General features: G+C 54.1%; 27 protein-coding genes. 13 read left to right on the top strand and 14 right to left on the bottom strand.

The window, feature by feature from the left end:
* Positions 1-53: 53 nt before the first annotated feature.
* Positions 54-509 (bottom strand): Na(+)-translocating NADH-quinone reductase subunit E, encoded by a 456-nt coding sequence (locus VW41_10495; GenBank protein AJZ89431.1) that lies wholly within the window; start codon positions 507-509, stop codon positions 54-56.
* A gap of 88 nt (positions 510-597) precedes the next feature.
* On the opposite strand from VW41_10495, the gene VW41_10490 reads away from it, so the two are divergent.
* Positions 598-1,461 (top strand): transcriptional regulator, encoded by an 864-nt coding sequence (locus VW41_10490; GenBank protein AJZ89430.1) that lies wholly within the window; start codon positions 598-600, stop codon positions 1,459-1,461.
* Positions 1,462-1,541: 80 nt separating this feature from the next.
* Complete coding sequence (locus tag VW41_10485) at positions 1,542-2,165, top strand: threonine transporter (protein ID AJZ89429.1); 624 nt, start codon at positions 1,542-1,544, stop codon at positions 2,163-2,165.
* 56 nt (positions 2,166-2,221) lie between these two features.
* Here the strand turns inward: VW41_10485 and VW41_10480 are convergent, their stop codons facing one another.
* A complete protein-coding gene (locus VW41_10480; GenBank protein AJZ89428.1) occupies positions 2,222-2,410 on the bottom strand; it encodes a hypothetical protein in 189 nt (62 codons plus the stop codon).
* A gap of 117 nt (positions 2,411-2,527) precedes the next feature.
* Between VW41_10480 and VW41_10475 the strand changes: the two genes are divergently transcribed.
* On the top strand, positions 2,528-2,917 hold the full coding sequence (locus VW41_10475; GenBank protein AJZ89427.1) for a thioesterase: 390 nt from the start codon (positions 2,528-2,530) through the stop codon (positions 2,915-2,917).
* Between the two features lie 31 nt (positions 2,918-2,948).
* Here the strand turns inward: VW41_10475 and VW41_10470 are convergent, their stop codons facing one another.
* The gene (locus VW41_10470) at positions 2,949-3,500 is read right to left on the bottom strand and encodes an ATPase (GenBank protein ID AJZ91929.1); all 552 of its coding nucleotides are present in this window, start codon (positions 3,498-3,500) and stop codon (positions 2,949-2,951) included.
* A gap of 102 nt (positions 3,501-3,602) precedes the next feature.
* Here VW41_10470 and VW41_10465 point away from each other — a divergent pair, with 102 nt between their 5' ends.
* The gene (locus tag VW41_10465) at positions 3,603-4,271 is read left to right on the top strand and encodes a hypothetical protein (protein AJZ89426.1); all 669 of its coding nucleotides are present in this window, start codon (positions 3,603-3,605) and stop codon (positions 4,269-4,271) included.
* Positions 4,272-4,510: 239 nt separating this feature from the next.
* Here VW41_10465 and VW41_10460 read toward each other — a convergent pair whose 3' ends face one another.
* Entirely contained in the window at positions 4,511-6,559 is a 2,049-nt protein-coding gene (locus VW41_10460) for a dipeptidyl carboxypeptidase II (GenBank protein AJZ89425.1), read from the bottom strand.
* Between the two features lie 135 nt (positions 6,560-6,694).
* Between VW41_10460 and VW41_10455 the strand changes: the two genes are divergently transcribed.
* Entirely contained in the window at positions 6,695-7,444 is a 750-nt protein-coding gene (locus VW41_10455; protein ID AJZ89424.1) for a malonic semialdehyde reductase, read from the top strand.
* A 91-nt stretch (positions 7,445-7,535) separates the two neighbouring features.
* Positions 7,536-8,222, top strand: coding sequence for a GntR family transcriptional regulator (locus VW41_10450; GenBank protein ID AJZ91928.1), 687 nt, complete (start codon positions 7,536-7,538; stop codon positions 8,220-8,222).
* A 33-nt stretch (positions 8,223-8,255) separates the two neighbouring features.
* On the opposite strand, the gene VW41_10445 is transcribed toward VW41_10450, so the two are convergent.
* From VW41_10445 to VW41_10425, 5 genes are all read right to left on the bottom strand, one after another.
* Positions 8,256-9,707, bottom strand: coding sequence for a D-mannonate oxidoreductase (locus tag VW41_10445; GenBank protein ID AJZ91927.1), 1,452 nt, complete (start codon positions 9,705-9,707; stop codon positions 8,256-8,258).
* A 92-nt stretch (positions 9,708-9,799) separates the two neighbouring features.
* On the bottom strand, positions 9,800-11,188 hold the full coding sequence (locus VW41_10440; protein ID AJZ89423.1) for an MFS transporter: 1,389 nt from the start codon (positions 11,186-11,188) through the stop codon (positions 9,800-9,802).
* 56 nt (positions 11,189-11,244) lie between these two features.
* Positions 11,245-12,258 carry an oxidoreductase gene (locus tag VW41_10435; GenBank protein ID AJZ91926.1) on the bottom strand — a complete coding sequence of 338 codons (1,014 nt, stop codon included), beginning with the start codon at positions 12,256-12,258 and terminating at the stop codon, positions 11,245-11,247.
* Between the two features lie 91 nt (positions 12,259-12,349).
* Positions 12,350-13,564 (bottom strand): bifunctional D-altronate/D-mannonate dehydratase, encoded by a 1,215-nt coding sequence (locus VW41_10430; GenBank protein ID AJZ89422.1) that lies wholly within the window; start codon positions 13,562-13,564, stop codon positions 12,350-12,352.
* A 181-nt stretch (positions 13,565-13,745) separates the two neighbouring features.
* Positions 13,746-14,072, bottom strand: coding sequence for a membrane protein (locus tag VW41_10425; GenBank protein AJZ89421.1), 327 nt, complete (start codon positions 14,070-14,072; stop codon positions 13,746-13,748).
* A 103-nt stretch (positions 14,073-14,175) separates the two neighbouring features.
* Here VW41_10425 and VW41_10420 point away from each other — a divergent pair, with 103 nt between their 5' ends.
* From VW41_10420 to VW41_10410, 3 genes are all read left to right on the top strand, one after another.
* Positions 14,176-14,586, top strand: a complete 411-nt coding sequence (locus VW41_10420; protein AJZ89420.1) for a hypothetical protein — start codon at positions 14,176-14,178, stop codon at positions 14,584-14,586.
* A gap of 65 nt (positions 14,587-14,651) precedes the next feature.
* The gene (locus tag VW41_10415; GenBank protein AJZ89419.1) at positions 14,652-15,209 is read left to right on the top strand and encodes a spermidine acetyltransferase; all 558 of its coding nucleotides are present in this window, start codon (positions 14,652-14,654) and stop codon (positions 15,207-15,209) included.
* Positions 15,210-15,470: 261 nt separating this feature from the next.
* Positions 15,471-17,645, top strand: coding sequence for a peroxidase (locus VW41_10410; protein AJZ89418.1), 2,175 nt, complete (start codon positions 15,471-15,473; stop codon positions 17,643-17,645).
* Positions 17,646-17,718: 73 nt separating this feature from the next.
* Here the strand turns inward: VW41_10410 and VW41_10405 are convergent, their stop codons facing one another.
* Together VW41_10405 and VW41_10400 are read right to left on the bottom strand one after the other, a co-directional pair.
* The gene (locus VW41_10405; protein AJZ89417.1) at positions 17,719-18,837 is read right to left on the bottom strand and encodes an S-(hydroxymethyl)glutathione dehydrogenase; all 1,119 of its coding nucleotides are present in this window, start codon (positions 18,835-18,837) and stop codon (positions 17,719-17,721) included.
* 28 nt (positions 18,838-18,865) lie between these two features.
* The gene (locus VW41_10400; protein ID AJZ89416.1) at positions 18,866-19,141 is read right to left on the bottom strand and encodes a hypothetical protein; all 276 of its coding nucleotides are present in this window, start codon (positions 19,139-19,141) and stop codon (positions 18,866-18,868) included.
* Positions 19,142-19,457: 316 nt separating this feature from the next.
* On the opposite strand from VW41_10400, the gene VW41_10395 reads away from it, so the two are divergent.
* Positions 19,458-19,838: a hypothetical protein gene (locus VW41_10395; GenBank protein ID AJZ89415.1), complete on the top strand. Its 381-nt coding sequence runs from the start codon at positions 19,458-19,460 to the stop codon at positions 19,836-19,838.
* 74 nt (positions 19,839-19,912) lie between these two features.
* The gene (locus tag VW41_10390; GenBank protein ID AJZ89414.1) at positions 19,913-20,539 is read left to right on the top strand and encodes a hypothetical protein; all 627 of its coding nucleotides are present in this window, start codon (positions 19,913-19,915) and stop codon (positions 20,537-20,539) included.
* 78 nt (positions 20,540-20,617) lie between these two features.
* On the opposite strand, the gene VW41_10385 is transcribed toward VW41_10390, so the two are convergent.
* The 3 genes from VW41_10385 to VW41_10375 all read right to left on the bottom strand — a co-directional run bounded on the left by VW41_10385 (position 20,618) and on the right by VW41_10375 (position 22,678).
* On the bottom strand, positions 20,618-21,010 hold the full coding sequence (locus tag VW41_10385; protein ID AJZ89413.1) for a hypothetical protein: 393 nt from the start codon (positions 21,008-21,010) through the stop codon (positions 20,618-20,620).
* Between the two features lie 112 nt (positions 21,011-21,122).
* On the bottom strand, positions 21,123-21,662 hold the full coding sequence (locus VW41_10380) for a dihydrofolate reductase (GenBank protein AJZ89412.1): 540 nt from the start codon (positions 21,660-21,662) through the stop codon (positions 21,123-21,125).
* 71 nt (positions 21,663-21,733) lie between these two features.
* Positions 21,734-22,678, bottom strand: a complete 945-nt coding sequence (locus VW41_10375) for an AraC family transcriptional regulator (GenBank protein AJZ89411.1) — start codon at positions 22,676-22,678, stop codon at positions 21,734-21,736.
* Positions 22,679-22,793: 115 nt separating this feature from the next.
* Here VW41_10375 and VW41_10370 point away from each other — a divergent pair, with 115 nt between their 5' ends.
* Together VW41_10370 and VW41_10365 are read left to right on the top strand one after the other, a co-directional pair.
* A complete protein-coding gene (locus VW41_10370) occupies positions 22,794-23,591 on the top strand; it encodes an AraC family transcriptional regulator (GenBank protein ID AJZ89410.1) in 798 nt (265 codons plus the stop codon).
* A gap of 210 nt (positions 23,592-23,801) precedes the next feature.
* Positions 23,802-24,674 carry an iron-regulated protein gene (locus VW41_10365; protein ID AJZ89409.1) on the top strand — a complete coding sequence of 291 codons (873 nt, stop codon included), beginning with the start codon at positions 23,802-23,804 and terminating at the stop codon, positions 24,672-24,674.
* The last annotated feature ends 1 nt before the right edge of the window (position 24,675 follow it).

The raw sequence follows: 24,675 nt of genomic DNA, 5'->3' as shown, positions 1-24,675 counted from the left end.
ACGGCCGCTTTCCTGTAGCGCAATCCTGTTTGATGCTTGCACAATCCTGCAAATCAGGACTGCTTATTCATCTCTCTGCTGGCCATGTTCTGGAAACGTTTGGCGCGCAGCCAGTCGTAACACCAGTTATAAACCACGGTATATGGCAGGAAGAACAGGAAGAAGCCAATCTCTACCATCAGCGCCTGCAGCAGGGTGACATTAAGCATCCACGCGGCGATCGGCAGACCAATCAGAATAAAGCCCCCCTCAAAGCCAAGCGCATGCGCGACGCGCAGCCAAATGCCACGTTTGCGTGACGGCGGGTAAAATTTATCAAACCCGGCGTTGTAAATAATGTTCCAGACCATCGCAACGGTTGAAAGCATGATGGCCAGCGCCCCCATCTGGAACAGAGGTTTGTTCATCAGCCAGGCGGCGGTTGGCGCACAGATACCAATGGCGATGGCCTCGAAGCCGACGGCATGCACAATGCGCTCAGACAGGCTTCTGTTGTTTTGCGATTTCATCTTGATGACTCCTTTTTCACAAGGCGACCATTATCATCGTAATTATTGATATGATATAGCTAACAGCCATCGATAAAAGCGATAGTTTATGCGTTATTCCCCTGAATCACTGGAAGCCTTTTTGCAGGCCGTTGAAACAGGCTCTTTTTCCGCCGCCGCCCGCAAGCTGAAGAAGAGCCAGTCAACCATCAGCAGCGCCATTGCCAACCTGGAGGCAGATCTCGGCGTAACGCTGTTTGATCGCCACGCCAGGCAGCCAACGCTCACGCCACACGGGCAGCGAGTTTTGCCCTACGTGCAGGCGATTTTTGCCGCCAGCGAGCGGCTGGATGAGGTTTCCGTCAGGCTGGCGGACAACGTTGAGCCGCGTCTGACTTTTGTGCTTTCAGACATGTGGCAAACCGCCCATCACGAATCTATCCTGCAGCAGTTTTCCGAGCGTTACCCGGATATCGAGTTCGAGTGCATCATTGCCGAAGATGAAGACGTGATCGATAGCCTGCAAATTGGCCGCGCCCACGTCGGCGTGCTTCGGGTTCAGGAAAGTTACCCGCCGGATATCACCGTCGCCCGCCTTCAGGTCGGCGCAGAAATGACCATTTTTATCCATCGCGATCACCGGCTGGCAAAGCAGAAAGAGGTGCGGATGGATGAGTTACACACCGTGCGGCAACTGGTGCTTAAAACTTTTGTAAGCCCCGGCAAAGTCGCAGCACAGGGCCCCATCTGGTCGTCCCCGTCTTTATTGCTATTGCTTGAGATGGCAGAACAAGGTTTTGGTTGGGGTATTTTACCCAGTTGGCTGGTTAACCAGTTTGGGCACGGCGTGCTTAAGCCGCTGAAGGTGGAAGGCTGGCCGCAAAATCTGGAGGTGGATGTCGCCTGGTCGAACAAAACGCCGCCCGGGCCTGCGGGGCGCTGGATGATCGACCGGCTACGCGAGCGGCGGTAATAAATCGGCACACACTTGCGGTTGTCACTCCGTGCGCTTCCAGGTTAAAAAAATGTTTTGCCACCAACAGGATCCCGTAGATGAGCGCCATCACCACCCTTTTTGCTATTACCGCCACCGTCACGCTGGGCGCAATGAGCCCTGGCCCAAGCTTTGTTTATGTCGCCCAAAATGCCGTGGCGCGTTCCCGCGCACATGGGCTGGTGACTGCGCTTGGTACTGGCGTCGGCGCTGCTGCATTTTCACTGATGGCGCTGCTGGGTCTGCAGGCTTTCCTGCTGGCGGTGCCGGTGGCTTATACCGGGATCAAGATAGCCGGGGGGCTTTATCTGCTGTGGCTGGCGTATAAGATAATCAAACACGCGCGCGAGCCGCTGCACGTCGGCGCTGTAGGGAAAAGCGATAAAAGCATGATGGCTACCTTCCGCGACGGGCTGTTTACGCAGTTGAGCAATCCGAAAACCGCCGTGGTGTTTGCCAGTATTTTTACCGCGCTGCTGCCGCGGGAGATCCCGGCCTTCTACTACGTGGTGCTGCCGGTGCTGTGCTTTGTGATTGATGCGGGATGGTATTCCATTGTCACGCTGGTGCTCTCTTCAGAGAAGCCGCGCAATGCCTACCTGCGTTTTAAAACCGTGATTGACCGCTTAGCGGGCGGCGTGATGGGAATTTTGGGGCTGAAACTGATTTTCTTTTCACGCTAAAAACAGAAAGCCACCCTGTGTGGTGGCTCTTGTGCATTACTGCTGACAGAGAGGGATCAGTGAATCCCCAACCGGTGCGCATGGAAAATCTCTTCACGCAGCTCGAGGTGGGTTAAACCCAGCAGATCGGCAAACTCCAGCTTTAGCTGCTGCAGGCGGATCAGGAATTGCGCGGGGGTTAACTGCTCTTGTTCACGGCGAAGAAATTCAAACGCTAAGGTGGTTGGGGTTATATCGGTGTCCATGGTAATCCTCTGTTTGGTTGTGAAATCGACAGTATTGTACCACTAACGGACTGTGCAAAAAACGGTCAGAACGGGATTTCTGGCGCTTAACTTACATAACAACATCAGGACTGAACCATGTTTTCTAAGCATTATGAAGTGGATGAAAGCCATATTGATTTCCAGGACGTAGTAGACGGCCTGTACTATCCGTTTTACATGGAGTGGACTCGCCACGCGTACATGCGCGAGGCGCTGGGCATTGATATCGAGGAAGAGTTCCGCCAGGGCAAGCTCTACATGGTGCTGGAGTATTCCCTGCGTTTTCGTAAGAGCCTGCAGAAAGGCGACAGCGTTGAGGTCACCTGCCAGTTAGAGCGGAACGAAAAACGCAACCGCGTTAACTTCGCCCAGCAGATTAAAGTCGACGGCGTGGTCTATGCCGAAGCGACGTTTGTCGCCACCTGCCTGGCCAATGGCCGCCCATCCATGCCGGAAGCCGTACTGAACGCGCTGGAACAACTTTGAATCCCGTTAGCGAAGGGCGATGCGCTCTTCGCTAACGCTTCTCCAGCGTCTGGAGGATAAAATCTGTTCTCCACTCTACGCTCCCTGCCGGCAAGGTAATGATTCGATAACCTAGTTTGCTGTAGGTTTCCGCCATAATGTCGGCCGTCTGGACCGCCTCTTCCCAGCTCTGCTTCCTTTCTGTGTCCCTGGCATAAATAACCTCCCAGGGCGGCGCCAGAAAAATATCAGGATGGTAGGGAAACCGTTTAACGGCCTCCGTCAAATGTCGCGGAATGGGGAGCTGCATTAGGGTGAGATAGCCCAGAATGTCCGGCACGCCGCGATCGTAGAAACAATAACTTTGTTTTTCATCTGCCCCATGCCAGGAACGCATATCCCAGCCAAGCATCTGCTCAGCAAATGCCGCAGGATCCAGCCAGGGTAAGGCATGGCCGCCAATTTGCTGTTGGTGCTGAATAACGCTCCTCCCGGCCTCCGGCTGACAGTAAAAGCCCCGGCGCTCCAGCGCATTAATCACGGTACTTTTCCCCGAACCAGGCCCGCCGGTAATCACCACGCGTTTCACCTGAATGCTGTTCATAAACCTCCCAAACATAAGTATCTTTACTGATTTATGATGATTCCACGCCCCCGTTCCTGCTACCCTCTGGCAAAAAGTGAATAAGAGTTAGGATCACCTGCGATGCAAGAATTTACCCGGCCAGTTTTACAGCTGCCAAACAACGAGAAGAAACTCCTGCTGCACTCCTGCTGCGCACCCTGCTCGGGCGAAGTCATGGAGGCAATACACGCGTCCGGTATCGAATACACCGTGTTCTTCTACAACCCAAACATTCACCCGCAGAAAGAGTATTTGCTGCGCAAGGATGAAAACATTCGGTTTGCGGAACAGCACGGCGTGCCGTTTGTGGATGCGGATTACGATACCGATAACTGGTTTGAGCGTGCGAAAGGTATGGAGTGGGAGCCGGAGCGTGGGGTCAGATGCACAATGTGCTTTGATATGCGTTTCGAGCGTACCGCACTTTACGCGCATGAGCACGGATTTAATGTCATCAGCAGCTCACTGGGTATTTCCCGCTGGAAAAACATGCAGCAGATTAACGACTGTGGGCACCGCGCCGCCGCGCCTTATGAAGGCATGAGCTACTGGGATTACAACTGGCGCAAACAGGGCGGCTCCGCCCGCATGATTGAAATCAGCAAGCGCGAACAGTTCTATCAGCAGGAGTACTGCGGCTGCGTCTATTCCCTGCGCGACACCAACCTGCACCGTAAAGCCAATAACCGCCCGCTGATTAAAATCGGCAAGCTTTTCTACGGCAAGGACGACGAGTCAACGGAAGCGTAAAACGAAGGGAGAAAATCCGGGAGCCTGCCGACATCGATCAGGCCCCGTAATCGTTCAAAATAACCCAGAAGTACCCTGCATTATCCTGAGCAGGTTTGCAATTTATAGCCAGCAACCCTGCACATTGCACGGATATATTCTTTTTGATTTTTAAGGCACTTAACGCAAATCAGGGCTTTGCAGTTTGCGTTAAGTGCGATTTCACTATGGCTACACTTGTGAGAGCGCTTTCTTCGACATTATTGTTCCACCAGCCCACGGTTTTTCAGCATCGGTTCGCTGTACGGATCGTGCCCGCGCCAGTCGCGATATAACGCCTCCAGATCGCTGCTGTTGCCTCGCGAAAGGATAGCGTCCCGGAAGCGCTGGCCATTTTCGGCGCTGAGTCCCCCCTGCTCCACAAACCACTGATAGCCATCATCCGCCAGCATTTGCGTCCAGATATAGGCGTAATACCCTGCCGCGTAGCCGCCGCCAAAAATATGAGCAAAATAGCTGCTGCGGTAGCGCGGCGGAACCTCGGCCAGGTTGATACGCTCTTTTTCCAGGGCTGCGGCTTCGAAACGCGCCACGTCGTCAATGGCCGTCTCTGGCGCCAGGCTGTGCCAGTTCATGTCCAGCAGCGCCGCCGCCAGCAGCTCGGTCATGTCATACCCTTTATTGAACTGGGCGGAGCGGAACAGTTTGCTGCGCAGCGACTCTGGCATCGGTTCACCGGTCTGGTGGTGGCGGGCGTAGTTGGCAAAGACCTCGGGATGGCTCGCCCAGTGCTCGTTAATTTGCGAAGGAAACTCTACAAAATCACGCGGCGTGTTGGTCCCTGAAAGGCTGGCGTAGCGCTGAGTCGCGAACAGGCCGTGAAGCGTATGACCGAACTCGTGGAATAACGTGATGACATCGTCCCAGGAAATCAGCGCGGCCTCGCCGCTGGCCGGCCGGGTGTAGTTGCAGACGTTGTAGATCACCGGCATGGCGTCAAACAGCGTGGATTGCTCGACAAAGTTCCCCATCCAGGCCCCGCCGCCTTTGCTGTCGCGAGCAAAGAAATCACCGTAGAACAGCGCCATGCCGCGTCCGTCGTTATCAAAAATCTCCCAGGTACGCACATCCGGGTGATAAGTCGGGATATCAAAGCGCTCAACAAAACGCAGCCCGAAGAGCTGGCTGGCGGCCCAGAACACGCCGTTGGTCAGCACGCCATTCAGTTCAAAATACGGTTTAATCTGCCCTTCATCGAGATCGTACTTCGCCCTGCGCACCTGCTCGGCGTAGAATTGCCAGTCCCAGGCTGCGGCCTGGAAGCCTGCATTTTGGGCATCAATAACGCCCTGTATATCTTTCAGCTCGCGGCGGGCACGCCCGGTTGCCGCAGGGACAATATTCCGCATAAAGCGCAGCGCCGCATCAGGGGTTTTCGCCATCTGGTCGGCCATTTTCCATGCCGCATAGTTTTCAAAACCCAAAAGCTGGGCCTGGGCGGCCCGTAGCGTAGCCAGGCGAGCGACGATGGCGCGTGTGTCGTTGGCATCGTTGCGCTGGGAGCGCGTCCATCCAGCCTCAAACAGGGCCTCCCGCGTGGCGCGGTTGCTCAGGCTTTGTAAAGCGGGCTGCTGGGTGAAATTCAACAGCGGGAGCAGCCACTTGCCCGGCAAACCTTTGTCGACAGCCGCCTGTGCCGCTGCCGCAACTTCCGCACTGGTCAGGCCCTTAAGCGCCTCAACGCTGTCAACAACCAGCCCACCGGCTTTATCCGCCGCATGGAGGCGATTATTGAACTGGCTGGTCAACTGCGCGCTCTCTTTGTTCAGCGCTTTCAGGCGGGTTTTATCCTGCTGGCTGAGCGTGGCACCGGCCAGCTTGAAGTACTGCCAGGTCACCTCCACCAGCCGCAGAGATTCCGCATCAAGATTACCGTCGTGGCGCTGCTGATAAACGGTATTCAACCGGGCGAATAAGGTGTCGTTCAGGCGAATTTCATCCGCAAGCTCAGCCAGTTCAGTGGAGAACTCTTCATCAAGCTGCTGGAGGAAATCGTTGGTGTGCGCCGACGTCATGGCGTAGAACACGGTGGTCACGCGGCCCAACATCGCACCGGTTTTCTCCAGCGCCAGGTAGGTGTTTTCAAAAGTAGGTACCGCCGGGTTGCCGGCAATGGCGGCAACCTCTTCACGCTTGATTCGCTTGCCTTCATCGAAAGCCGGTCGGTAATGGTCGTTCGTTATCTTATCGAAATGCGGGGCCTGGTAAGGCAATAAACTCGGCTGGAAAAACGGGTTGCTCTGCAACATCCTCTACTCCCGGTCACCTGAAATGTGGGTTAGTTATAGCGCATTTAGACAGGTTTCTTAAAAGAAAAACTAAGATTACCGTAGCCCGTTAGCGTGCTAAGGTAGTACAGGACAAAAGCGTTGAGGAACAGAGAGATGATTGTACTGGTTACGGGTGCTACAGCGGGCTTTGGTGAAAGCATTACCCGCCGTTTCGTTAAAAATGGCCACAAGGTAATTGCCACCGGCCGCCGTCAGGAACGCTTGCTTGAGCTTAAAGAAGAGCTGGGTGACAACCTGTTTACGCTGCAGCTGGATGTACGCAATCGCGCGGCAATAGAAGAAGCGCTGGCTTCCCTGCCGGCGGAATGGCAACACATTGATATTCTGGTCAACAACGCCGGTCTGGCGTTGGGCATGGAGCCTGCGCATAAAGCCAACGTTGATGACTGGGAAAACATGATCGACACCAACAACAAAGGCCTGGTGTACATGACCCGCGCCGTGTTGCCTGGCATGGTCGAACGCAATCGCGGCCACATCATTAACATCGGCTCCACGGCGGGCAGTTGGCCATATGCAGGCGGCAACGTGTACGGGGCAACCAAAGCCTTCGTGCGCCAGTTCAGCCTGAACCTGCGTACCGACCTGCATAAAACTGCCGTTCGCGTTACCGACATCGAACCGGGCATGGTGGGCGGCACCGAGTTTTCCAACGTTCGTTTTAAAGGCGATGATGACAAAGCCGGAAAAACCTACGAAAACGCCAACGCGCTGACGCCGGAAGACGTTACCGAGGCCGTCTGGTGGGTGGCGACGCTGCCGAAACACGTCAATATCAATACGCTGGAAATGATGCCGGTCAGCCAGACGTTTGCCGGGCTGAGCGTCCACCGCGAAGGGTAACTCTCTTCTAAACCCGGATAAACCATCCGGGTTTAGATTTTAAGAACATTCGATGCTAAATTTGCAGCAAACCTCTGAAGATAAGAAAACCATGCCACTTTCCCGTGAGATCAATCCCACTCAACCGGTAAACCAGCAGATCTATCATATTTTGCGCCGTGAAATTGTGCGCTGCCAGATTGCCCCCGGGACCCCGCTTTCGGAAAAAGAGGTCTCCGGTCGGTTTGATGTATCGCGTCAGCCGGTGCGAGAAGCGTTTATTAAACTCGCAGAAACGGGCCTGGTCCAGATACGTCCTCAGCGAGGGACATGGGTGAGTAAAATCTCGGTCAGCCACGTTAGAAATGGCTGTTTTATTCGCGAAGCAATTGAGCGTGCGGTCGTTAAACGCGCCGCCGAAAAAGTGAACGACTCCGATTTATATGCGCTGGAACACCTGCTCAACCAGCAAAGGCTGGCGATTACAGACAGCCAGATTGACGACTTCTTCTCCCTCGACGATAAATTTCATCGGCAGCTTGCGCTGATTGCAGATTGCAGCCTCGCCTGGGACACGGTTGAAAACATTAAAGCGACGATGGATCGCGTGCGCTATATGAGTCTCGACCATGTTTCACCGCCAGCTATGCTGCTTGAGCAGCATTATGCGATTTTCAATGCGCTAAAAGCCCATGATGTGGCGGAGGTGGACACCGCAATGCATCTTCATCTGCATGAAATAAGTCAGTCAATTTTGCTGATTCGCCAGGAGAACCAGGACTGGTTCAGCGATGAGTAGAGAAATGGGGCGCCAGGCGCCCCTACTGTTCTATTAGAACTGCGCCACGGTTGCCTGCGCGCCTTTCTCCCGGAGGTTCAGATATAGCTCGGTAACGCGGCGCACGAATGCAGCGTTGGCCGGCAAATCATCACCAAAGATGGTTTTCAGCCCGAGTAATGCCTTCACTCGCGCTTCCCCCTCTGCACTTTGCTCTACTGCAGTTTTTATTGCCGGCAGCAGTGGGTCGCTGATTTCAATCGCCTTGCCCCGATCGTCCACGCCGCTGACATAACGCATCCAGCCAGCCACGCCCAGCGCCAGCAGGTCATAGCAACTGCCGTTCACGATATGCCAGCGAACAGCGTCCAGCCAGCGCTGGGGAAGCTTCTGGCTGCCGTCCATCGCAATTTGCCAGGTGCGGTGACGCAGCGCCGGGTTGCTGTAGCGCTCAATGAGTGAGTCAGCATAGCTTTCCAGGTCGACATCCTGCACTTTTAGCGTCGGGGCCTGTTCGTCAAGCATCAACCTCCGGGCCGTGCGGCGGTAGTTTTCATCCTGCATGCAGTCAGAAATATGTTGATAACCGGCAAGATACCCCAGGTAGGCCAGGAACGAGTGACTGCCGTTAAGCATGCGCAGCTTCATCTCTTCATACGGCAGGACGTCGTTGACCAGTTCGGCTCCGGCCTTTTCCCACGCCGGGCGCCCGGCCACAAAATTATCCTCAATAACCCACTGGCGGAAAGGTTCACAGGCCACGGCAGCCGGATCGGCAACGCCGGTTTGCTCAGCAACCAGGGCCAATGACTCTGGCGTGACCGCCGGGACAATACGGTCAACCATGGTTGACGGGAAAGTAACATTAGCGTCAATCCAGTCTGCCAGCGTGTCGTCCAGCGCCCGGGCCCAGGCAACTATCACGTTACGGGTGACATGGCCGTTTTCTGGCATGTTATCGCAGGACATTACGCTGAAGGGTTTAAGACCGGCGGCTTTACGGCGAGCGAGCGCCTCGATAATCACGCCCGGTGCAGACTGCGGTCTCTGGGGGGTCTCCAGGTCATGCAGAAATAAAGGATGATCGGTCAGTAATTTCCCGGTTGCCGGAGAGTGGCAGTACCCCTTTTCAGTAATCGACAGGGAAACTATCGCGACTTCAGGCCGCATCAGAGCGGTAAATACGGCCTCAAGCCCGTCGACATGCGCGTGAAGCACTTCGGTGACAACGCCCACTACGCGGCATTGCCAGGCCTCAGCGGACATCTCAGCCACGCTGTAGAGATTATTCTGCTTTTTGAGATCGGCAATTTGTTGCTCACCGCCAATCAAATTGACTTCGCAATAGCCCCAGTCGCTGCCGTGCTCATTAGCCAGAATATCGGCATATACGGCCTGATGCGCGCGGTGAAACGCACCAAAGCCCAGATGGACAATGCGGGGAACCAGCTTGCTGCGATCGTAGCGGGGAAGAATAGCGTTGGCCTTGAGCAAGGTATTTTCCATAATAATGAAATCGTTATTACTGAATTTCATTCTATTTCCTTTCTTTTATTCGAATAGAAAGAAGCCGCCTGACCGGCGGCTTATAGAGTATGTCAATAATTACGCACCGGTGCCGTGGCGCGGTTTTCATCTTCGGCCGCATCTTCCTGCACGCTGAGATCGCGGTCCCGAACCTCGGGCATCAGCACGGCGGCGATCAGACCAATAACCGAATAACTAACGAGCATAGCTACCAGCGGCCACCAGTCGCCGGTGGCATTCACAAAAATACCCGCCAGCACCGGGCCAAATCCAACGGCCACCAGACCACCCGCCTCTTTTGATATCGCCATACGCGTGAAACGATTGCGGGCACCAAACATTTCCGCCATGGTGATATTTTCCAGAGCAAATAACCCCAATACCGCGACATTATGAATAATGATAATGCAGGCCATAATTACGCTAATGCTCTGACTCCTATCAATAATCATCGACAACATCGGATAAGCGAGAATAATGGCGGAAATATTGACAATAATATAAGGCACGCGGCGGCCCATTTTGTCAGAGATCCAGCCAAGAAGTGGAATAGTAATAAAGCCGATGACCGAGCTAATCATTAACGCATCCGTCGGGATACTCTTATCAAACAGCAGCGTCTGTACCAGATAGCCCGCAAGGAAAGTTTGAATCAGGCCGGAGTTCCCCGCCTGGCCGAACCGCAGCCCGGTAGCCAGCCAGAATGATTTACTGGTAAACATGGCAGTCAACGAATGAGCATTATCGCTCTCCTTCACCGCAACAGGCGCATCACCTTCATTCACTTTTTCAAACACCGGACTCTCTTTCAGGTTAAATCGCAGCCAGATAGCAAAGATCATCACGACGACGCTTGCCAGGAACGGAATACGCCAGCCCCAGGCAAGGAGCTGTTCTTTATCCAGCATAAAGAACATTACCGCCCAGATTGCCGTTGCAGAAAGAGTGCCACAGTTGGTTCCCATGGCGACGAGTGACGAAATAATGCCGCGCCGCCCTTTTGGCGCATACTCCGCCAGCATAGTCCCCGCCCCGGAGATTTCCGCCCCGGCCCCCAGCCCCTGAATAATACGCAAAGCAACCAATAATAAAGGTGCGAAGATGCCTATTTGAGCATAGGTCGGTAACACGCCAATTAGCGTTGTACAAATTCCCATCATAGTAATGGTAATAAACAACACTTTTTTACGACCGATGGTATCTCCCATACGTCCAAAAATGAACGCCCCGACAATCCTCGCTACATACCCTGCGCCATAGGTGCCCATGGCAAGGATTAACGCCATCGCGGCGGATTGTTCTGGGAAAAATATTTCATGGAAGACCAGCGCTGCGCCCAGTGAATAAAGCTGGAAGTCCATAAATTCAAGCGCCGTTCCTAACCAGCCAGAAACGGCGGCTTTGATGAGGTCGGAGGTACTTCTTTCTGAATTTCCCTGATCCAGGTCCGTTGTTTTCATCATTATTGCCTCTGTAGTTTATATTATTGCGTACAGAAAAATCGCATTCAAAAAAATCAAAATGTTAATAACACCTTGCAGCAATGGCGCTGTTCTTTTTCAAACAATGCCATTGCCTCAACGACCTGTTGATAGCCGAAGTGATGAGTAATTAATTTTTCAGGCTGTATTTTTCTTTCCTGCATCCATTCAATCACCAGAGGAAAACGATTACTGTTGAGCCTTGAGCTAAAAATAGAGATTTCTTTGCTGGTAATACCCTGCTGGCTAATAATACAGGGCTCGGAAGAGAACCCCATAATGCCGATGCGGGCCGCTGGAGATGCAACCTTAATGGCTTCAGGTAAAATAGAAGGGTGGCAGGCGGCATCAATAATTAACGTAGGATAAATACCGCGAGCGACCAGTGCCTCAGCTAAATCAAGGTGAGTATTATTGATGATTCGGTCAGCGCCGCTTTCCATTGCCATTTGCAGACGCTCTTCGAGCCGGTCAACAACGATAATTTCTTTAACACCATAAACGCCTCGCAGCGCCTGAACCGAGGTAAGCCCCATCGGCCCCGCGCCATACACTAAAGCAACATCATGGGAGGTGGGGTTAAGCTGACTGCAAATGTTCGCCGCTATTGTAAACGGTTCAATCATCGTGGCGTCATCATCGTTAATAGCCGCCGGAACCACATGGGAGTTTTTTGCCGGCAAGGTGACATATTCGCTGAAACCACCGTCACGATGAACGCCAATTACCTGAAGCTCTGCACATACATTAGGCCGTCCTACGCTACAGGGATAACAGGAACCACAGCTAACGACCGGGTCGCCTACAACGCGCTCGCCAATACGTTTTTCATCAATGTCTTCACCAACGGCATCGATATAACCCCAAAATTCATGGCCAATAACGCGCGGATATTTAGCAAATGGATTATGTCCATGCCAGATATGAATATCCGAACCACATATTCCGGCACTCACTACTCGGATCCGTACTTCATTTTTTTTCGGCTTAGGAATTTGACGTTCTTCAATGACTAAATCATTAGGTGTTCTTACCGTAATAGATTTCATTTTTACTCCGATAATTATTTTTGACATTACCAGATAGAATGGATTATTGACTCCGATGCGTTATATTCCGTCCGGCCAATAAAAACGTTCGTTACCAGTTCCAGAGCGTACCGTCTTCCAGACGAGCTACCGGCAGGTAAGCAGGTTCGTAGGGGTATTTCGCCGCAAGCTTCTTGTCGAAATCGATGCCGAGACCCGGTTTGTCACTCGGGTGCATCAGTCCGTTATCAAACGTCCAGTTGTGCGGGAAGACCTCCAGCATTTGTTCGGAGTAACCCATATATTCCTGCACGCCAAAGTTCGGTACCCAGAGGTCAAAATGTAGAGCCGCGGCCATACAGACCGGGGACAGATCGGACGGGCCGTGAGAGCCAGTACGCACCTGATAAAGTGAAGCGAAGTCGGCAATACGACGCATACCGGTGATGCCGCCCGCGTGCGTAATGGTGGTGCGGATGTAGTCGATAAGCTGCTCTTCAATCAGTTGCTTGCAGTCCCAAATGCTATTAAACACTTCCCCGACGGCAATCGGGGTTACCGTGTGTTGGCGGATCAAACGGAAGCATTCCTGGTTCTCTGCTGGCGTCGGGTCTTCCATCCAAAACAGGCGATAATCCTCGATGCTCTTACCAAAGCGCGCGGCTTCAATCGGCGTCAGGCGGTGGTGCATGTCGTGCAGCAGATGTTCATCGAAACCGAACTTCGAGCGAACCGCATCAAACAGTTCTGGCGTGAAGTCGAGGTATTTTTCCGTGGACCACAGTTGCTCTTCCGGCCAGTCTCCTTTTGTGGCGGGTTCATAAGCCAGCCCTTTCCCCTTCGCCATCCCGTAGGTAGTTTTCATCCCCGGCACGCCGCACTGCACGCGAATAGCTTTGAACCCCATTTCTTTATGGCGGGCGTAATCTTCCAGGACTTCATCAATGGAGTGGCCGGTCGTATGGCAGTAAACCATGACACCTTCGCGGGAAGCTCCCCCAAGCAGCTGATAAAGCGGCATGCCTGCGGCTTTCGCTTTGATATCCCAAAGAGCCATATCAATGGCCGAGATAGCCGTCATGGTCACCGGCCCGCGGCGCCAGTACGCGCCTTTATAGAAAAACTGCCAGATATCTTCGATGCGGTGTGCGTCCCGCCCAACCAGTTGGGGGCAGATATGGTCTTTAAGATATGATGCCACCGACAGTTCGCGACCGTTGAGCGTAGCGTCTCCCAGCCCCGTTAACCCATCATCGGTGGTGATTTTCAACGTAACAAAATTTCGCCCAGGGCAAGTGACAAAGACCTCAGCTTTTACGATTTTCATGCATTGTTTCCTTAAGGCAAATTGCTACAACGATAATTATTTGAGCAGAAACTACCTCCGATCTAACTACCATACAAGTATTCAATTGGTGATAATCGAACGTTAGTCACATTTAAAATGTGACTTTACGCAACGATTACAAATTGAGTGAGAGAAATGACAGGCAGGAAAAAAGAGAAAATCAGGCCCGGCCCCAGCCGGCAACAATGATTAGCATCCCACAGAAAGCAATGGCCGCCCCGGTCCAGTCGTACACGCTGAGCTTCACACCGTCCACCACCCGCAGCCACAGCAGCGCCGTCACAACATAAACCCCGCCGTAGGCCGCATAGACTCGGCCACTGGCCGCAGGGTGCAGCGTCAGGAGCCAGACAAAAATCGCCAGCGACAGCGCAGCAGGAAGCAATAGCAACGGGGAGCCATTACGTTTGAGCCATAACCAGGGCAGGAAGCAGCCAATGATCTCCGCCAGGGCGGTAGCAAAAAATAGCAGCGTTGTTTTGATCATATTGTATTTTCTTCAGTAATAATAATGCCCACGATCGATGTCATTAGGCGCGAATCAGGCCCAATGATATGATTAGTTTTATTAAACTAAAAAGGAAATCTCGATGAACTCAATCCTTCGTAAGTCTCTGTCATGGATGCCGTTAGCCTTGCTGGGGGCTGCATTCATGGTTTCCGTGCCGACTCAGGCCGAAACCAATATCATCGTTGTCCAACCGGGTAACAGCAACAATACAAACAGCCTGGCCGGGCAGGAAAACTCCATGACCCGCCAGCGCGCAGCGGAAGAAAAAGAGCAGTGGAACGATACCCGTAACCTGCGCCAGAAGATCAACCGCCATAATGAAAAAGTGTTCGACCGTGAGTCGGCACGCGGTGACAAAGACTGGGCCAAACAAGACGCCGCCCAGGACACCTTCGACAAATGCCAGCAGAGCGCCAACGTGAACGCTTACTGGGAGCCGAACACCCTGCGCTGCCTGGATCGCCGCACCGGTCGCGCGATTAATCCATAATAGCGCCCGCCCCAAACGAGGCTTCTGTTCAAGAAGCCTCACCGTCATCTGCGCAAGGACTTGCTATGAGTAAAGAACTGCCGATCCGTCTTCGCCCGCTTGAGCGTGAAGACCTCCGCTTCGTCCATCAACTGGACAATAACGCCAGCGTTATGCGCTACTGGTTTGAAGAGCCTTACGAAGCCTTTGTGGAGCTTTCCGACCTGTACGACAAACATATTCACGATCAGAGCGAGCGCCGCTTTGTGATCGACTGCAACGGCGTGAACGCCGGGCTGGTGGAGCTGGTCGAAATCGACCATATTCACCGCCGGGCTGAGTTTCAGATAATCATCACGCCTGAATTCCAGGGCAAGGGGCTGGCCTCTCGCGCCGCCAAACTGGCAATGGATTACGGCTTTACCGTGCTCAATCTCTACAAGCTGTACCTGATTGTCGACAAAGAGAACGATAAAGCGGTGCATATCTATAAAAAACTGGGCTTTATCGTTGAAGGCGAGCTGATCCACGAGTTCTTCATTAACGGCCAGTACCGCGATGCCATTCGGATGTGCATCTTCCAGCAGCAGTTCCTGGCGCAGAAAACCCCGGAAAAAACCCTGCTGAAGCCGACGGCTCAGTAACCGCCTTCCACAGATGAATGCCGCCCTGCGTGTGCGTTCATCTGCCTCTCTCCCATTTCCCACCAGCCTCCTGCCGCTTCGTCTATTTTCCAGACAATCAGACGGGTTTTTCCTGCAAAGCAACCAATCAGAACTAAAATAATAGGGCTGTAAAATTTTGCGTTTAAAAGGCAACGGCTATCAAATTCGTAGGCCCATCCAGATATTAATTATTAGTCTTACAGACTATCGTTAACGGGCATACATATAACGGAGAGCAAAATGAGCAATTCTAATGACTTACACGATGCTTCCTCGGCGGGCGCAGGAAAGTGCCCATTTAACCACGGCCAGAGCACGGATATCGCCGGCGAGGGAACCAGCAACCAGGACTGGTGGCCGCACCAGCTGCGCGTCGACCTGTTGAATCAACACTCCAACCGTTCTAACCCGCTGGACGAAAACTTCAGCTACCGCAAAGCGTTTAGCAAACTCGATTACTACGCCCTGAAAGGCGATATCAAAGCGCTGTTAACAGATTCTCAATCCTGGTGGCCTGCCGACTGGGGCAGCTATATTGGCCTCTTTATCCGTATGGCGTGGCACAGCGCAGGAACCTATCGCTCCCGCGACGGCCGCGGTGGCTCCGGACGCGGTCAACAGCGTTTTGCCCCGCTTAACTCCTGGCCGGATAACGTCAGCCTCGATAAATCCCGCCGCCTGCTTTGGCCAATTAAACAAAAATATGGCCAGCAGATTTCCTGGGCTGACCTGATCATTCTCGCCGGCAACGTGGCGCTGGAAAATGCGGGCTTCCGCACCTTCGGCTTCGGTGCCGGTCGTGAGGATGTCTGGGAACCAGACCTCGACGTCAACTGGGGGGCTGAGAAAGAGTGGCTTGAGCACCGCCACCCGGAATCGCTGGCACAGGCCCCGCTGGGCGCTACCGAAATGGGTCTGATTTACGTTAACCCGGAAGGGCCTGAGCACAGCGGTGACCCGCTTTCCGCGGCGCCTGCTATCCGCGCCACCTTCGGCAACATGGGGATGGACGACGAAGAGATTGTCGCCCTGATTGCCGGCGGCCACACCCTCGGTAAAACCCACGGCTCCGCCGCCGCCACCCACGTTGGTGCAGACCCGGAAGCTGCTCCGCTTGAAGCTCAGGGTCTTGGCTGGGCAAACAGCTATCAGAGCGGCGTCGGGGCAGATGCCATTACCTCCGGCCTCGAAGTGGTCTGGACGCAAACGCCAACCCAGTGGAGCAACTATTTCTTCGAAAACCTGTTTGGCTACGACTGGGTTCAAACCCGCAGCCCGGCAGGCGCCATTCAGTTTGAGGCGACCAACGGCCCGGATATTATTCCTGACCCGTTTGACCCGTCCAAAAAACGCAAACCAACGATGCTGGTGACCGACCTGACGCTGCGCTTCGATCCAGAGTTCGAGAAAATTTCTCGTCGCTTCCTGAACGATCCGCAGGCCTTCAACGAAGCCTTCGCCCGCGCCTGGTTTAAACTGACGCACCGAGATATGGGGCCGAAAGCGCGGTACATTGGCCCGGAAGTGCCAAAAGAAGATTTGATTTGGCAGGATCCGTTGCCGAAAGCGACGCACTCGCCGTCCAGCGCCGATATCGACGCGCTGAAAAAAGCCATTGCGGACTCCGGCCTCTCCGTCAGCGAGCTGGTCTCGGTAGCCTGGGCTTCAGCCTCAACCTTCCGCGGCGGGGACAAACGCGGCGGAGCCAACGGGGCCCGACTGGCCCTTGCCCCGCAGCGCGGCTGGGAAGTGAACGCCGTGGCGGCCCGTGCTCTGCCGGTACTTGAAGCGATTCAAAAAGCATCCGGTAAGGCATCCCTTGCGGACGTTATCGTGCTGGCCGGCGTCGTAGGCATTGAGAAAGCCAGCCACAGCAAAGTGCCGTTTACGCCGGGCCGCGTGGACGCCACTCAGGAGCAGACCGACATCGAGTCCTTCGAGCTACTGAAACCGGCCGCCGATGGCTTCCGAAACTATCGCCGCATCGCGAATGCGACCTCAACCGAAGCGCTGCTGATCGACAAGGCGCAGCAGCTGACGCTGACGGCCCCTGAGCTGACTGTTTTAATCGGTGGTTTGCGCGCGCTGGGCGTTAACTACGATGAAAGCCAGCACGGGGTGCTGACCTCACGTCCGGGTGAGCTGACGAATGATTTCTTTGTCAATCTGCTGGATATGCGCACCGAGTGGAAGGCTGCTGGCGCAGACTCCGAAGTGTTTGAAGGCCGCGACCGCCTCAGCGGGGAAGTGAAATATACCGGCACCCGCGCCGATCTGGTCTTTGGCTCTAACGCCGTCCTGCGCTCCCTGGCAGAGGTGTATGCCAGCCAGGATGCCGCAGAGAAGTTCGTCAAAGACTTTATCGCCGCGTGGACGAAGGTGATGAATCTCGACCGTTTCGACCTGCAGCAGTAAAACGAAAGGGAGGCTTTAGCCTCCCCTGGTTTAGCGCTATAAGGGAAGGCTTAACGCCTTCCCTTTTTACTGCTTACTCTTCGCCGAAGTGGATCACGGTCCGAATCGATTTGCCTTCATGCATCAGGTCAAACGCTTCGTTGATCTTGTCCAGCGGCATGCGGTGAGTAATGAACGGATCAAGATTGATTTTGCCCGCCATTGCCTCTTCCACCATGCCCGGCAGCTGAGTGCGACCTTTAACGCCACCGAACGCAGAACCACGCCAGACGCGGCCTGTCACCAGCTGGAATGGACGGGTTTTAATTTCCTGACCCGCCCCGGCCACGCCGATAATCACGCTCTCGCCCCAGCCTTTGTGGCAGCATTCCAGCGCGGAACGCATCACGTTCACGTTGCCGATACATTCGAAGCTGTAATCCACCCCGCCGTCGGTCAGCTCAACGATCACATCCTGAATCGGCTTCTGGTGATCTTTCGGGTTAATGCAATCGGTAGCGCCCATTTCCCGCGCGAGGGTGAATTTCTCCGGGTTAGTATCAATGGCAATGATTCGCCCGGCTTTAGCCTGCACCGCGCCCTGAATCACCGCCAGGCCGATCCCGCCGAGGCCAAATACCGCCACGGTATCGCCCTCTTTCACTTTCGCCGTGTTGTGCACCGCGCCGATGCCGGTGGTTACGCCGCAGCCAAGCAGGCACACTTTATCCAGGGGTGCCTGAGGGTTGACCTTAGCCAGGGAGATCTCCGCCACTACGGTATATTCGCTGAAGGTACTGGTGCCCATGTAGTGATAAATTGGCTCGCCATTATAGGAGAAGCGGGTGGTGCCATCCGGCATCAGGCCTTTGCCCTGGGTGGCGCGAACGGCCTGGCAGAGGTTAGTTTTGCCGGATTTACAGAACTTACACTCGCGGCATTCTGCGGTGTAGAGCGGAATAACGTGGTCGCCCGGCTTCAGGCTGGTCACGCCCTCGCCCACTTCCACCACGATGCCGCCGCCTTCGTGGCCCAGCACCGCCGGGAATACGCCTTCCGGATCGTCGCCGGACAGCGTGAAAGCATCGGTATGGCAAACGCCGGTGTGGGTGATTTTCACCAGCACCTCACCTTTTTGCGGGGGCGCAACGTCGATTTCAACAATTTCTAAAGGTTTACCCGGCCCAAAGGCCACCGCAGCACGTGATTTCATTGTTTTGTTCCTTTTGGTGAGGGTGTTTTTATTTTAGATAAGAGCGCAGCAAATTCCCGACTTCCGCCATCCGCAGCGCACGCTGCTCTTCGGAGGTATCGCCGGTGACCAGCTCGTCTTTAAGGTGAATTTCCATCATTTCGCCCATCAGGCCGTTGGCCGCCCCGCGGACGGCCGCGATCTGCTGCAAGATGGCGAGGCACGGCTCGCCGTTTTCCAGCGCGCGCTCAAGCGCCTCCGCCTGGCCGCGAATGCGCCTGACGCGGGTCAAAATGCGTTTTTTGTCTTCCGGAGAGTGTGGCATAACCGCCCCTTAGGTACTGTAGGGGGGTATAGTACCTTAATTTTTAGACTATTGATAATTTATATTTTATTTAATTATCAGCTATTTAAAAGAAGCCACAAACAGACACCTGGCGACATACACAATAATTAACATGCCCCCAAAATCGGCCCTAAACGCGATTTCGCCCCCAATTTTGCCCCCAAAATCGGCCCTAAATCGGGTGTGAAAAAGCAACTGCGCTTAAAGTACTCGCCATTCAATTCACGCGGCGGCCACTCCAGAACGCCGCCGGATGTGTGACGGATAAGAGAGGCCGTTAGCACAGGGTTTTCTGGTGACGCTCCTGCTCAGCCTGTTTACCCCGATATTGCAGCATAGGTTTATGGCGTGCCGGGACCTATGCTGCCATTGGTTCGAATCGAACAACAATAAACATGGGGATAATACTCGCCTCGCTGGAAATATAATCGACTCGGTTTACACTGGTGGGCTATATCTGAATGGTGATTTTCATAATTATTATCTGGATAGTATTCTACAGGTAGGGCTGTATGAAATAAATACAACCACAGAACAGAAAAACAGAGGCCTTGCAACGACACCCTATTTCTCCAACCTAATACAGCGGAAACAAAAAAAAATAATGCAAAGATTATTTTGTCGACACGCTCATAATATATTGAAGGCGAAAGCCATAGTGATACCCAGAGTATAATTTGAATCAAAACAACAATTCATTTAATATATGAATTGTTTTTCAAACGTTCCTTACCGAAGATAAAACCCGAAATGAAAAATGCATGCAATAAACTATTTGTCATGAGCACCATTTTCGAAAATTACACTGGGATAAAGAAACTCACTATGTTAAGGAAGTTGAATTTATCAGCAGGTGCTGCCTGCGCAATGCTTGGCTTGCTGACTGGTTGCGCCGAAGGCGTACCCGAATACAAAGAGCCTCCGGTAGCCACGGTTGCGGTCAAAGATAGCCAGGCCCGCATAGTCTTCCGCTCTGCGGGAATGCCCATGACAGTGAATTACGCAGTTGATACTTCAACGCCAACCAGCGAAGGTTTTACGCCTATTGGCCGTGTCTTTCATAGCGGGCGAGAGAAGCTTCTGCCCTGGATTGCCACTCTGACTGAAAATACTCGTGGGACAATTTCCGACGAGCAGTTGCAGATTGAGAAAACCGTCGATGCAGGGCACAGCATTCGGATAAGGGGTATTTCTGCCTGGTCTGATTATGGCCAACAAATTAATACCTCTGGTTCATGTGGCCCACTCTTCTCTCAATTTATCCCCGAGGGAGGCAGTACCTACCTGGTTGAGTTCCGCTTTAAGGGAACCAATAGCTGCTCTCAACGAATCTACAAGATAGGCGCCGGTGAAGAACGATTACCAGTGCCTTCTTAATTCATCAGACTCCCGGACCAGATCAGTATGCGTGATATTAATGCTGCTCCACGAGGGCGTTTATGTACACGCCCGGCCTTATTGTGACATCGAGACCGGCGAGGCTCTTCTGCCTCCGCCGAATGAACTGTTCAGGCGATCGACCTCACTGAAAAGCACCATCAAATCGTTGCTGTCCACGCCGATCAGGCCAAGTTCGTGAACCAGAGACTCAAGGAGCAGATGCTTACGGGCATCAGGAGAACCCGAGGAGAGTACAGCCTCAATCAGCACGAAGTTAGCACTCCGCGGGCGTTCAAGATCGGGATAAGTTGGGTCCACATAAAGCGAGTCGTCGTCGAGACTGATAAAGCGCTGGAACAGATCGTTATGGGGGTAGCCGGTGGTCACCGTGGCGGCGTGAATGGCGGCCGAAATTCTTTTTTTATCCAACGTACCGGTTTTTCGCAGTGTGATAGTAAATACGGGCATGGTCTGACTCCTCAGGATAATCAAATGAGTCTACTGCCTTCCGTTCTTATAGATAGCCTGAAAACTGTTTCTCGCTGTAACCAAACTGATGGCTTGCGCATGCTTTGTTTTTTTATCCCCCAACCACATCATACACAAACTCAACGCCCCCGCTTTTCAGCACCCGTTGCGTGACTGGCTTAAGGTTCAATGCCTTACTCACCGGCAGCAGCGGTATCCCCGCCCCGATAACAACCGGGATCTGGGTGATAAACAGGCGCTGCAGCTCGCCGGCTTCGGCAAACATAGCGGCGGTTTTGCCTCCGCCTACCAGCCAGACATCTTTGCCTTCGGCGGCTCTTCGTGCCTGCGCCGCAATGGCGGCGGCCTCGCCCTGCACCAGCGTGATATTTTGCCCCTCGGGAACGGAAAGCGAACGATGCGTGACGATAAATGCCGGGACGTCGGCGTAGGGCCAGGCTTCAGGCGAATTATCAAGGATCCAGCCGTAGGTTTCAGCCCCCATGATCACCGCCCCAACGGTCTGGTAGAAATCATCGTATGGCGTTGCGTCGTCGCCCAGCGGGAAGCTCATTAGCCAGTCCAGGTGATGCTGCTGGTCGGCTATGTAACCGTCCAGCGTTGCGGCGACGTAATAGACTAAATTGGCCATGCTTTTCCCTCTCTGGCAGATAATTATCCGTTTGATAATACAGCGATAAAAACATGTCGCCACTGCCAATTTTAGGCCTGCAGTTCTTCATCCCCTCTTGCCTGGCGGCGTATCACTTGCGGCGGCTGGCCGTAGGCGCGCAGAAACGCCCGGCGCATTCTGTCCCGCTCGCCAAACCCGGTCTGCCGGGCCACTTCGTCGATGGAGCGGGCGCTGGTTTCAAGCAGCATCCGGGCGGACTCCAGGCGCAAGTGCTCTATGGCGCGGGCGGGCGACTGGCCGGTTTCAGCCTGAAAAATGCGGCTAAACTGCCGGGGAGATAAATTAGTCACCGCCGCCAATTCTTCCACGCTCAACGCATTTTCAAGGTGCGCGCGGGCCCAGGTCATCACTTTTTGGATACGGTCAGTTTTGGGTTCCAGTTCAAGCAGGGAGGAAAACTGCGACTGGCCGCCGGACCGGCGGTGATAAAGCACCAGCTTCCGGGCAATGGTGCGGGCGATGTCCGCCCCCAGATCGTCTTCAATCAGCGCCAGCGCAAGATCGATAGCCGCCGTCATCCCCGCAGAAGTCCAGTAAGGCCCATCGCAAATAAAAATCTTGTCCTCTTCGACGCTGATGCCCGGAAAACGCTGCTGCAGATCTCGCGCGTACATCCAGTGCGTGGTGGCGCGCCGGCCTTCCAGCAGCCCGGCTTCTGCCAATAAAAAGGTCCCCAGACAAGCGGCGGCCACGCGGCGTGCATAAGCCGCAGCCTGGCGAACAAAATCAATCGTCGCGGGGGAAGCCTGTTCCATCGTGGCGCCAAACAGCAGGAGATCGTACTGGGTATCCACCATTGACTCGGTCATCACCTCAAAGCCTGCCGACGTAGGCACCCTGCCGCCGTGCTCTGAGAGCAGATGCAGCTCATAAACCGGCTCACTCGCCATCAGGTTAGCGACTTCAAACGCCGTGATGACGGCAAACCCCATGGTGGAATACCCGGGAGTAACAACAAAACCAACCTTTTGCATGATGCACACCGTTGTCATTGATGATGTCATAAAAAGACGGTTATATGACATTTGAGACACAAAAAGCCAGTGTTAATGTTGCCTGCGTCAACTAACCCCTTTCAGGAGTCACACCATGAGCAACGCATCTAAAGGCACGGCCCTCATCACTGGCGCATCCGGCGGGATCGGCGCCGTCTACGCGGCCCGTCTGGCAAAACGCGGGTACGATCTTATTCTGGTAGCCCGCAGTACTGACCGTCTGAACCAGGTTGCCCGGCGCATCCGCGAGGAAAGCGGGCAATCGGTGGAGGTCATTACCGCCGACCTGGGGAATGCGGCGGAGCTGCTGCAGCTCGAAACGCGGCTAAAAAACGACGCGTCTATTTCGCTGCTGGTTAACAACGCCGGCTTCGGTTCAAAAGAAAGCGTGCTGGCAGCCAGCGTGGATGAAATGACCGCGATGATCGACCTTAATGTGACGGCCCTGACCCGCCTGACGTATGCGGCAGCCCCGGCGATGGCTGCCCGCCAACACGGCACCATAATTAACATCGCCTCGGTCGTAGCCATTGCGCCTGAATTGCTGAACGGCGTTTACGGCGCCAGCAAAGCGTTCGTGCTGGCATTGAGCCACTCTTTGCAGCAGGAACTGGCAGAATCAGGCGTGCGTATTCAGGCCGTGCTGCCCGGCGCAACGGCCACGGACTTCTGGAATATTGCCGGCGTTGGTGGGCATGAAAATCTGCCGCAAAGCTGGGTGATGAGCACGGAAGACATGGTGGATGCCGCGCTGGTCGGCCTTGATGCCGGGGAGAAAGTCACCATTCCTGCGTTACAGGAAGGCAGCGAATGGGATAACTGGGAGGCTGAACGCCGGGTGCTCAGCTCGCATCTGAGCGCATCTCAGCCAGCGCCGCGTTACGCCCGCTGACCGTTCACGCTATTTTGAACCATATATGCCGCCAGCAGGCGGCTTTTTTTGCTGCTATTCAAGCTATTTACCGCTCAAATAACCTGCTAACAAAAACTTTTAAATGATAATGAGTATCATTTGATATCTTTATTTGTTAGCATCCTGCCCGCACTAAATTGATCGCCATAAAGACTAACAGCCAGTGAAGGCTACCTCCGGGCAAAAGATATGCACAAAAAATTGATCCTTACGTCTTTGATCGCGTTAGCCAGCCTGGGCCTCAGCGCCTGCAGCCAAACCACTCCCCCTCCTCAAGCGGCAAGCCATGTCGCCGTCACGCGTGGGCAAATCGTTGATTTACAGAGCGGCGAAACGCTGACCGAACGGCAGTTACTGGTCAAGCTTGCCGGTGCTCAGCGGCTTATTGTCGGCGAAAAGCACGATAACGCCGAACATCATCAAATTGAACTTTGGCTGCTGCAAAATCTGCGGCAGGAGCGCCCTCAGGGCAGCATCTTGCTGGAGATGTTGACCGCCAGCCAGCAGCCGCGCGTCAACCAGGTAAAAGCCTGGCTGAAGGATGAGCCTCAGGTGCGGGGCGGCCGTATCCAGGAACTGCTCAGTTGGCAAAAAGGCTGGGCGTGGGAAATGTACGGCAGCATTGTTACCGAGGCCCTGCGGGCCCCCTCGCCTTTACTCAACGCCAATATCAACCGCGATGAGATAATGCGCCTCTATAAAGCCCCACGCTTCCCGGAAGGGAACAAATCAACCGCACCCGCCGTACAGGCCGCGCTGAAGGAAACGATTATTGCCATGCACGGAGGCAAAATCGAATGCCAGCAGTTAACCTCGATGCTGGCGATTCAGCAACAGCGCGATCGTTACATGGCTCAGCAGCTGCTGAACGCCCCGGCGCCTGCCTTGCTGATTGCGGGCGGATATCATGCGTCAAAGAGCATCGGCGTCCCGCTGCATATGGAAGACTTGTCCCCTGCTTCGAAGCCTGTTGTGCTGATGCTGGCGGAAAAAGGGATGAACATCACGGCGGCTCAGGCTGACTATGTGTGGTTTGTCGCCCCTGTCCCGGCCAAACGGTAAT

This window comes from Klebsiella michiganensis, assembly GCA_000963575.1.
Classification (GTDB): Bacteria; Pseudomonadota; Gammaproteobacteria; order Enterobacterales; family Enterobacteriaceae; genus Cedecea; species Cedecea michiganensis_A.
This window is presented reverse-complemented; position numbering and strand designations above follow the sequence as displayed.

Bases quoted from the DNA above. Each gene is read 5' to 3' on its own strand.
- VW41_10485 (AJZ89429.1), top strand. From the start codon at position 1,542: ATGAGCGCCATCACCACCCTTTTTGCTATTACCGCCACCGTCACGCTG.
- VW41_10465 (AJZ89426.1), top strand. From the start codon at position 3,603: ATGCAAGAATTTACCCGGCCAGTTTTACAGCTGCCAAACAACGAGAAG.
- VW41_10400 (AJZ89416.1), bottom strand. From the start codon at position 19,141: ATGCCACACTCTCCGGAAGACAAAAAACGCATTTTGACCCGCGTCAGG.
- VW41_10380 (AJZ89412.1), bottom strand. From the start codon at position 21,662: ATGGCCAATTTAGTCTATTACGTCGCCGCAACGCTGGACGGTTACATA.
- VW41_10410 (AJZ89418.1), top strand. From the start codon at position 15,471: ATGAGCAATTCTAATGACTTACACGATGCTTCCTCGGCGGGCGCAGGA.
- VW41_10460 (AJZ89425.1), bottom strand. From the start codon at position 6,559: ATGTTGCAGAGCAACCCGTTTTTCCAGCCGAGTTTATTGCCTTACCAG.
- VW41_10390 (AJZ89414.1), top strand. From the start codon at position 19,913: ATGAAAAATGCATGCAATAAACTATTTGTCATGAGCACCATTTTCGAA.
- VW41_10385 (AJZ89413.1), bottom strand. From the start codon at position 21,010: ATGCCCGTATTTACTATCACACTGCGAAAAACCGGTACGTTGGATAAA.
- VW41_10375 (AJZ89411.1), bottom strand. From the start codon at position 22,678: ATGCAAAAGGTTGGTTTTGTTGTTACTCCCGGGTATTCCACCATGGGG.
- VW41_10430 (AJZ89422.1), bottom strand. From the start codon at position 13,564: ATGAAAATCGTAAAAGCTGAGGTCTTTGTCACTTGCCCTGGGCGAAAT.
- VW41_10425 (AJZ89421.1), bottom strand. From the start codon at position 14,072: ATGATCAAAACAACGCTGCTATTTTTTGCTACCGCCCTGGCGGAGATC.
- VW41_10470 (AJZ91929.1), bottom strand. From the start codon at position 3,500: ATGAACAGCATTCAGGTGAAACGCGTGGTGATTACCGGCGGGCCTGGT.
- VW41_10480 (AJZ89428.1), bottom strand. From the start codon at position 2,410: ATGGACACCGATATAACCCCAACCACCTTAGCGTTTGAATTTCTTCGC.
- VW41_10365 (AJZ89409.1), top strand. From the start codon at position 23,802: ATGCACAAAAAATTGATCCTTACGTCTTTGATCGCGTTAGCCAGCCTG.
- VW41_10405 (AJZ89417.1), bottom strand. From the start codon at position 18,837: ATGAAATCACGTGCTGCGGTGGCCTTTGGGCCGGGTAAACCTTTAGAA.
- VW41_10455 (AJZ89424.1), top strand. From the start codon at position 6,695: ATGATTGTACTGGTTACGGGTGCTACAGCGGGCTTTGGTGAAAGCATT.
- VW41_10420 (AJZ89420.1), top strand. From the start codon at position 14,176: ATGAACTCAATCCTTCGTAAGTCTCTGTCATGGATGCCGTTAGCCTTG.
- VW41_10415 (AJZ89419.1), top strand. From the start codon at position 14,652: ATGAGTAAAGAACTGCCGATCCGTCTTCGCCCGCTTGAGCGTGAAGAC.
- VW41_10445 (AJZ91927.1), bottom strand. From the start codon at position 9,707: ATGGAAAATACCTTGCTCAAGGCCAACGCTATTCTTCCCCGCTACGAT.
- VW41_10370 (AJZ89410.1), top strand. From the start codon at position 22,794: ATGAGCAACGCATCTAAAGGCACGGCCCTCATCACTGGCGCATCCGGC.
- VW41_10440 (AJZ89423.1), bottom strand. From the start codon at position 11,188: ATGAAAACAACGGACCTGGATCAGGGAAATTCAGAAAGAAGTACCTCC.
- VW41_10435 (AJZ91926.1), bottom strand. From the start codon at position 12,258: ATGAAATCTATTACGGTAAGAACACCTAATGATTTAGTCATTGAAGAA.
- VW41_10490 (AJZ89430.1), top strand. From the start codon at position 598: ATGCGTTATTCCCCTGAATCACTGGAAGCCTTTTTGCAGGCCGTTGAA.
- VW41_10475 (AJZ89427.1), top strand. From the start codon at position 2,528: ATGTTTTCTAAGCATTATGAAGTGGATGAAAGCCATATTGATTTCCAG.
- VW41_10450 (AJZ91928.1), top strand. From the start codon at position 7,536: ATGCCACTTTCCCGTGAGATCAATCCCACTCAACCGGTAAACCAGCAG.
- VW41_10495 (AJZ89431.1), bottom strand. From the start codon at position 509: ATGAAATCGCAAAACAACAGAAGCCTGTCTGAGCGCATTGTGCATGCC.